The 7,173-nt window shown below is 66.2% G+C and carries 3 protein-coding genes and 2 pseudogenes; all 5 read right to left on the reverse strand.

Annotation, left to right across the window (positions count from 1 at the left end; all coding sequences use genetic code 11):
* Nucleotides 1-117 precede the first annotated feature (117 nt).
* A pseudogene (locus tag JCM9942_RS08465) lies at nucleotides 118-1,403 on the reverse strand (O-acetylhomoserine aminocarboxypropyltransferase/cysteine synthase family protein).
* Between the two features lie 145 nt (nucleotides 1,404-1,548).
* Nucleotides 1,549-2,118 (reverse strand): hypothetical protein, encoded by a 570-nt coding sequence (locus tag JCM9942_RS08470; RefSeq protein ID WP_241772679.1) that lies wholly within the window; start codon nucleotides 2,116-2,118, stop codon nucleotides 1,549-1,551.
* 137 nt (nucleotides 2,119-2,255) lie between these two features.
* Nucleotides 2,256-4,844 (reverse strand): ATP-dependent chaperone ClpB, encoded by a 2,589-nt coding sequence (clpB, locus tag JCM9942_RS08475; RefSeq protein WP_054659008.1) that lies wholly within the window; start codon nucleotides 4,842-4,844, stop codon nucleotides 2,256-2,258.
* Between the two features lie 182 nt (nucleotides 4,845-5,026).
* Nucleotides 5,027-5,851, reverse strand: a complete 825-nt coding sequence (locus JCM9942_RS08480) for a DUF3014 domain-containing protein (protein ID WP_054659011.1) — start codon at nucleotides 5,849-5,851, stop codon at nucleotides 5,027-5,029.
* Between the two features lie 59 nt (nucleotides 5,852-5,910).
* Nucleotides 5,911-7,173: pseudogene (locus tag JCM9942_RS08485) on the reverse strand (SulP family inorganic anion transporter); the annotation flags it as partial.

Genomic DNA, 7,173 nt, shown 5'->3' on the forward strand with positions numbered 1-7,173 from the left:
CTGACGCATCGCCCTGTCGCCCCGCCCGCCAGTGGCGGCGGGGGCGTTCCGTGACCGGGCCGAGAGGGCGTCGCAGGCACCCTCTCCACCACCGCCACGAGACGACGGCGCCCCTGATCAGGCGCTGGCCAGCGCCTGTTCCAGGTCGGCCAGCAGGTCGTCGATATGCTCGATGCCGATGGACAGCCGCACCGTGTCCAGGGTGACGCCCGCCTTCTCCAGCTCGGCCGCATTCAACTGCCGATGGGTGGTGGAGGCCGGATGCGTGGCCAGGGACTTGGCATCGCCCAGGTTCACCAGACGGGTGAACAGCTGCAGCGCATCGAGGAAACGGGCACCGGCCTCACGTCCGCCGGGCAGGCCGAAGGTGAGAATCCCCGAGCCATGGCCGCGCAGGTACTTCTGTACCAGCGCATGCTCCGGATGGTCCGGCAGCGCGGCGTAGTTCACCCATGCCACCTTGGCGTGCTTCTGCAGATAGTGGGCCACCGCCAGCGTATTGCTGTTGATGCGGTCCATGCGCAGCGCCAGCGTCTCGATGCCCTGCAGGATCTGGAAGGCATTGAACGGCGAAATCGCCGCGCCGGTGTTGCGCAGCGGCACCACCCGCGCGCGGCCGATGTAGGCCGCCGGGCCCAGCGCCTCGGTATAGACCACGCGTGGTAACTCACATCCGGCGTATTCAGGCGCGGGAAGCGCTCCTTGTGCTCGGCCCACGGGAAGCGACCGGAGTCCACGATCGCGCCGCCCAGGCTGGTGCCATGGCCGCCGAGATACTTGGTCAAAGAGTGCACGACGATATCGGCGCCGAAATCGAACGGGCGCTGCAGATACGGCGTGGCCACGGTGTTGTCGACGATCACCGGCACGCCATGGGCATGGGCGATCTTCGCGATCGCTTCGATGTCGGTGATGTTGCCGCGCGGGTTGCCGATGGACTCGACGAACACCGCCTTGGTCTTCTCGTCGATCAACGCGGCGAAGGCCTGCGGATCGCGGTAGTCGGCAAAGCGGGTCTGGATGCCGAACTGCGGCAGCGTGTGCGCAAACAGATTGTAGGTGCCGCCATACAGCGCGCTGGAGGCGAGGATGTTGTCGCCGGCCTCGGCGATGGTCTGGATGGCGTAGGTGATCGCGGCCTGTCCGGAAGCCAGCGCCAGCGCGCCGATACCACCTTCCAATGCGGCGATGCGCTTTTCCAGCACATCGGTGGTCGGATTCATGATCCGGGTATAGATATTGCCGGCCACCTTGAGATCAAACAGGTCGGCACCGTGCTGGGTGTCGTCGAAGGCGTAGGCCACCGTCTGGTAGATCGGCACCGCGACCGCGCGGGTGGTGGGGTCGGGAGAATAGCCGCCGTGCACGGCGATGGTTTCAGGCTTCCACTGCAGGTTGGTCATCGGAGCGCTCGGTCAGGAGGGACCGCTGACGATAGCCGAGGAGGAATGGCGTCCGGCCGAAGGTTGCAGCCGTTACTTGTGAGCGCCTGGTATCAGCGGATAGGCAAGACAGCAGCTGCCCGGCCTGCCGGCATCCTGCGGCACCTCACGGTTTGGCGGGGCTCATCTGCGGGCAGGGATGGGCAGCGCTCTGGGTATCGCAGAGCTGCACCTTGCTCAGGTATTGCACCCAGGACACCACCTGCTCCCGTTCCGGCGCGAAGCGATAGGCTTTCTGCACCACATAGAAACGGTCTGCCCCCTGGATGCCCTTGAACCAGGTGTATTCGGGCTTGCCGCTGGCGGGATTGTTCGGGCAGGTGAGCATCAACAAGGCGAAGGGATAGCCATTCTCCTCGCCCTCGCGGATCCAGCGGCTTTCGCCACCCGGGCAGGCGCCTTTCCACCCGCGTTCAATGAAGCCCAGGAACTCGTGCGGCGTCGCCTGCAGGCCGGGACGGGAGGCGGTGACCGTCAACATCTCCGTCCATTGCTGCACGGTCTGGCCAGTGGGCACGTATTCCCACAGGCGTGCGCCGTCAGCTTCGGTGTTCTCGAACGCCTTTACATAACCCGGTACCTGCGGGCGCAGCAGCTGTTCGGTGCCGGTGCGCTGCGCAAGCGCCGCCGGTACCACCAGCAGCGATGCCAGCAACGATGCAATCGCATACCGCATCAGATCTTCCTCATCCATGGAGTGCGCGGGCCTTCCCGCAGCGTAACGCCCGCGCCCTCAGCCCAATCGAACCTGCTCCTGCAAGGCGTGAATCGCTGCGACGACGGGCACCGGGCCACGCCGTCGCACTCTCGCGATCAGGCCTTGGCGAACTGCAGCTGGCCACTGCCGCCGGCTTCCACCTGGATGGTGTCGCCGCTGGTGAACTCGCCGGACAGGATCTTCTGCGCCAGCGGATTCTCCAACTGCGCCTGGATCGCACGCTTGAGCGGACGGGCACCATAGACCGGATCGAAACCGACGTTGGCCAACTGCTCGAACGCCGAATCGGTGACTTCCAGCTTCAGGCCACGCTCGCCCAGCCGCTTCTCCAGCCCACGCATCTGGATGCGCGCGATCTGCTTGATCTGCTGCTTGTCCAGCGGGTGGAACACGACGATGTCATCCAGCCGGTTGATGAACTCCGGGCGGAAGTGCGCCTGCACCACGCCCATCACCGCCGCCTTCATCTGCAGATAGGCCTCCGGGCTGTCGTCGCCGCTCATGTCCTGGATCTGGTGCGAGCCCAGGTTGGAGGTCATCACGATGACGGTGTTGCGGAAGTCCACGGTACGGCCCTGGCCATCGGTCAGGCGGCCGTCGTCGAGCACCTGCAGCAGGATGTTGAACACATCCGGATGCGCCTTCTCCACCTCGTCCAGCAGGATCACGCTGTACGGACGGCGGCGCACCGCCTCGGTCAGGTAGCCGCCTTCCTCATAGCCCACGTAGCCCGGGGGCGCACCGATCAGGCGCGAGACGCTGTGCTTCTCCATGAACTCGCTCATGTCGATACGCACCATCGCGTCGGGCGAGTCGAACAGGAAGTCGGCCAGCGCCTTGGTCAGCTCGGTCTTGCCCACACCGGTGGGGCCCAGGAACAGGAACGAGCCACTCGGACGGTTCGGGTCCGACAGGCCCGCGCGCGAACGCCGCACCGCGTCGGAAACGACCTTGATCGCCTCCTCCTGGCCGACCACGCGGTTGTGCAGCATTTCTTCCATGCGCAGCAGCTTGTCGCGCTCGCCTTCGAGCATCTTGCTGACCGGAATACCGGTCCAGCGCGAGACGACCTCGGCGATTTCCTCGTCGGTCACCTTGTCCTGCACCAGCTTGAAATCCTTGCGCTCGACCTCCTGCGCGGCGGCCAGCTGCTTTTCCAGATTGGGCAGCACGCCATACTGGATTTCGCTCATTTTGGCGAAATCCTGGCGGCGCTGGGCCGCTTCCAGATCGAGCTTGGCCTTCTCGACCTGCTCCTTGATCTTTGTCGCCCCCTGCAGCGCGGCTTTTTCCGACTTCCAGATTTCGTTGAGGTCGGAGAACTCGCGCTCCAGCGTGTCGATGTCGTTTTCCAGATCGGCCAGCCGCTTGCGCGAGGCCTCGTCCTTCTCCTTCTTGAGCATCTCGCGCTGGATCTTGAGCTGGATCAGCCGGCGTTCCTGGCGGTCCAGTTCTTCCGGCTTGGAGTCGATCTCCATGCGGATGCGCGACGCCGCCTCGTCCATCAGGTCGATGGCTTTGTCCGGCAGCTGACGATCGGTGATGTAGCGGTTGGACAACGTCGCCGCGGCAACCACGGCCGGATCGGTGATCTCCACGCCGTGATGTACCGCGTAGCGCTCCTTCAGACCGCGCAGGATGGCGATGGTGTCTTCCACCGTCGGCTCGCCCACGAACACCTTCTGGAAGCGGCGCTCCAGCGCGGCATCCTTCTCGATGTACTGGCGGTACTCATCCAGGGTGGTGGCGCCGATGCAGTGCAGCTCGCCACGCGCCAGCGCCGGCTTGAGCATGTTGCCGGCATCCATCGCGCCATCGCCCTTGCCGGCACCGACCATGGTGTGCAGCTCGTCGATGAACAGGATGATCTGGCCTTCGTTCTTGGAGAGGTCGCTGAGCACGGCCTTCAGCCGCTCCTCGAACTCGCCGCGGAACTTGGCACCGGCAATCAGCGCGCCCATGTCCAGCGACAGCACGCGCTTGCCGCGCAGGCCTTCGGGCACTTCGTCGTTGATGATGCGCTGGGCCAGGCCTTCGACAATGGCGGTCTTGCCCACGCCGGGTTCACCGATGAGCACCGGGTTGTTCTTGGTCCGGCGCTGCAGCACCTGGATGGTGCGACGGATCTCCTCGTCGCGGCCGATCACCGGATCGAGCTTGCCGCTCTCGGCGCGCGCGGTCAGGTCGATGGTGTACTTCTCCAGCGCCTGGCGCTGCTCTTCTGCATTTTCGCTTTGCACGGTTTCTCCGCCGCGCAGCTTGTCGATGGCGGCCTCCACTTTCTTCTTGTCGGCACCGGCGCCGCGCAACGCCATGCCGGCGGCCCCCCCGTCATCCACGGCGGCCAGCAGGAACCATTCGCTGGCGATGAACTGGTCGTTGTGCTGCTGGGCCAGCTTGTCGGTGGCATTGAGCAGACGCACCAGATCGTTGCCCATCGACAGGCTGCCGGCCTGGCCGGAGACCTTGGGCAGCGCATCCAGCGATTCGGCCAGTCGCTCGCGCAGCACCGGCACGTTGACGCCAGCCTGGGCCAGCAACGGACGGCTGCTGCCACCGGACTGGTCCAGCAGCGCACTGAGCACGTGCACCGGTTCGATGATGTTGTGATCGCGGCCGACCGCCAGGGATTGCGCGTCAGCCAGCGCCTTCTGGAAGTTGGAGGTGAGCTTGTCCATCCGCATGGGTGTTCTTCCTCGATATCAGGGGGCCGGCACTGCCAGCGATACTGGTTCAGATGCGGTTGCAATGGTGTGATTCAAGGGCGGGGAGCCAGCCCTGTTCAGCTGCAATCGCCGCCTCCGGTCCAGTATCGCCACACCGTCACCCCGTGCATTGATCCGGCGCAAACGCCTGCGCGAGCGGGTTATCCGCCGGTCAATGCGGTCCGCAGTTCGCGCAACTGCTGTTTGACCGCCCGCGCCTGCGCCACCTCCAGCCGCAACAGCGCCTTCTGCCCCACCGAGCGCGCCTGCAGATCCGGATCGACAAAGCGGTACCTCCCACGCTCATCCCGCACCAGCGACGGTGCCACCGGCGGTTCGGGCGTCAGCAGCAGATGGTCGATGACCGCGACCAGGCGGTCGTTGAAATGGCCATCGGGATGCCCGACCTCGCGCCAGGCCTGCTGGATCAGCGGATACAAACGGCGATAGGCCTGCGCCAGCCGCTGGGCATCAACGCCGGTGAAGGCGTCCACATAAGGCGCATAACGCGCCGCATTGGCCGCGGCCAGCTGCTCACCGCCCTGGCCGTCAGCTTGCAGCAGGGGGCTGCCGGCAACCGGGCGGAGCGCCATCGCCGCCGCCGGCAGGCTGGGTTGGGTGAGATTGTCGATATGCACCACGCCGCGCTGGATCAGGTGCCCGGGCACCAGCAAGGTCAGCAGTCCGTCCGGAAACATCCCGCCCAGCATCTGCATCACCTGCGCATCGCTGTCGGCCAGCACAGGCAGCGCTGCATCGGCGGCATCCGTGCTGTGGAGCGGATAACGCGGCGAGGCCGCGACCGGCGCTGCGGCAATCTGCGACGGTGCCGCGGCCGGCGCTGCCACACCGGTATTACCGCCGGGCGAAACCTTGCCCGGCGACGGCAGCCGGCGCAGATCATCCTGGAACAGCCAGCCCCCGGCCCCGCCTACCGCCACCACTCCCAGCACCACCCACGGCCACACCGCTTTGCGCTTCTGCATCACTTGCACCTCGTATTGCATGTGAGGGTGTGACCGGGCCGATCGGCGAGGGTTCCCCGCTATTGGCCGGTCGGCCGCCTCTGCAGCGACAGCAGTCCCAGCATCAGCGCCAGCGCGACATAGGCGCCGGCGAACTGCCAGCTGATGATCTTCGGCAGGCCTTCCAGCATCCACGGCAGGTAGATGCCGCCGCGCGGATCCACCGAATGGATCAGGCCGAACAGGGTCAGCCCGGCGGCGATCAGCATCAGCACCGCACCGCGCCGCAACTGGCCATCGATCATCGCCACCACCGTGGCGATCCACAGCATCGCGGTGATGATGAAGCCGTTGCCAAGGGTGAAGATCACCGCCAGCTCCGGCAGGCCGTGCCCATCCAGCGTCGTGGTCATCGCCGCCAGCTGTTCCGGCGCGATCCAGCCCGGGGCCTTGATCGCCAGCAGATAGGCCACCGACGGCAGAAAGCCCAGCACCATCGCCCCGGCATGCGCGCGCGGGGTAGCCTGGAAGGCCTGGGTGGTGATGTCGATGGCCACGTACACGATGATCGGCGCCAGCACCGCCAGGGGCAGCCACTGCACCAGCCCGGAGATCACCCCGAGCATGCCGCCGATGCCGATGAACAGGCCGGTCAGCAGCGTGTAGCCGCTGCGCGCGCCCATGTGCTTGTAGGCCGGCTGGCCGATATACGGCGTGGTCTGTGCCACCCCGCCGCACAGCCCGGCCACCAGCGTGGCGAAGGCTTCCACCAGCAGGATGTCGCGGGTGCGGTAATCGTCACCGGCCGCGCGGGCGCTTTCGGAAACGTTGATGCCCCCCACCACCATCAGCAGGCCGAACGGCAGCAGCAGAGGCAGATAGGTCATCGCCGTGGGCAGGCCCTCGATGAAACCCAGGCTCGGCCATGGCAGCACCACCTGCGGCGGCGTCCATTGCGGCACCTTGAAGCCCGGCGCGCCGAGCCCGGTCAGCCCCAGCCCGTAATACAGCAGCGTGCCGAACGCGAACGCGACCAGCACTCCCGGCGCGCGGACCGGCAGGCGCCCCTTGGCGATCAGCACATACAGCAGCAGACCGAGGGTGACGAAACCCACCACCGGCGAGCGCAGCGTTTCCAGCAAGGGCAGAAAACCCATCAGCACGATCGCGATCCCGGCGATCGAGCCCAGCAGCGCGGCCCGCGGCAGCGCGCGGGTCACCGCCTCGCCGAAAAACGACAACACGGTCTTGAGCACGCCCATGATCACCAGCGAAGCCATGCCCAGCTGCCAGGTGGCGACTCGCCGCGGCGTGCGGGTCCAGCCCCTGCGCCTTGAACGCGA

Origin of the sequence: Stenotrophomonas pictorum JCM 9942 (genome assembly GCF_001310775.1) — a bacterium.
Lineage (GTDB): Bacteria > Pseudomonadota > Gammaproteobacteria > Xanthomonadales > Xanthomonadaceae > Stenotrophomonas > Stenotrophomonas pictorum.

Bases quoted from the DNA above. Each gene is read 5' to 3' on its own strand.
- JCM9942_RS08470 (WP_241772679.1), bottom strand. From the start codon at position 2,118: ATGCGGTATGCGATTGCATCGTTGCTGGCATCGCTGCTGGTGGTACCG.
- clpB (WP_054659008.1), bottom strand. From the start codon at position 4,844: ATGCGGATGGACAAGCTCACCTCCAACTTCCAGAAGGCGCTGGCTGAC.
- JCM9942_RS08480 (WP_054659011.1), bottom strand. From the start codon at position 5,851: ATGCAGAAGCGCAAAGCGGTGTGGCCGTGGGTGGTGCTGGGAGTGGTG.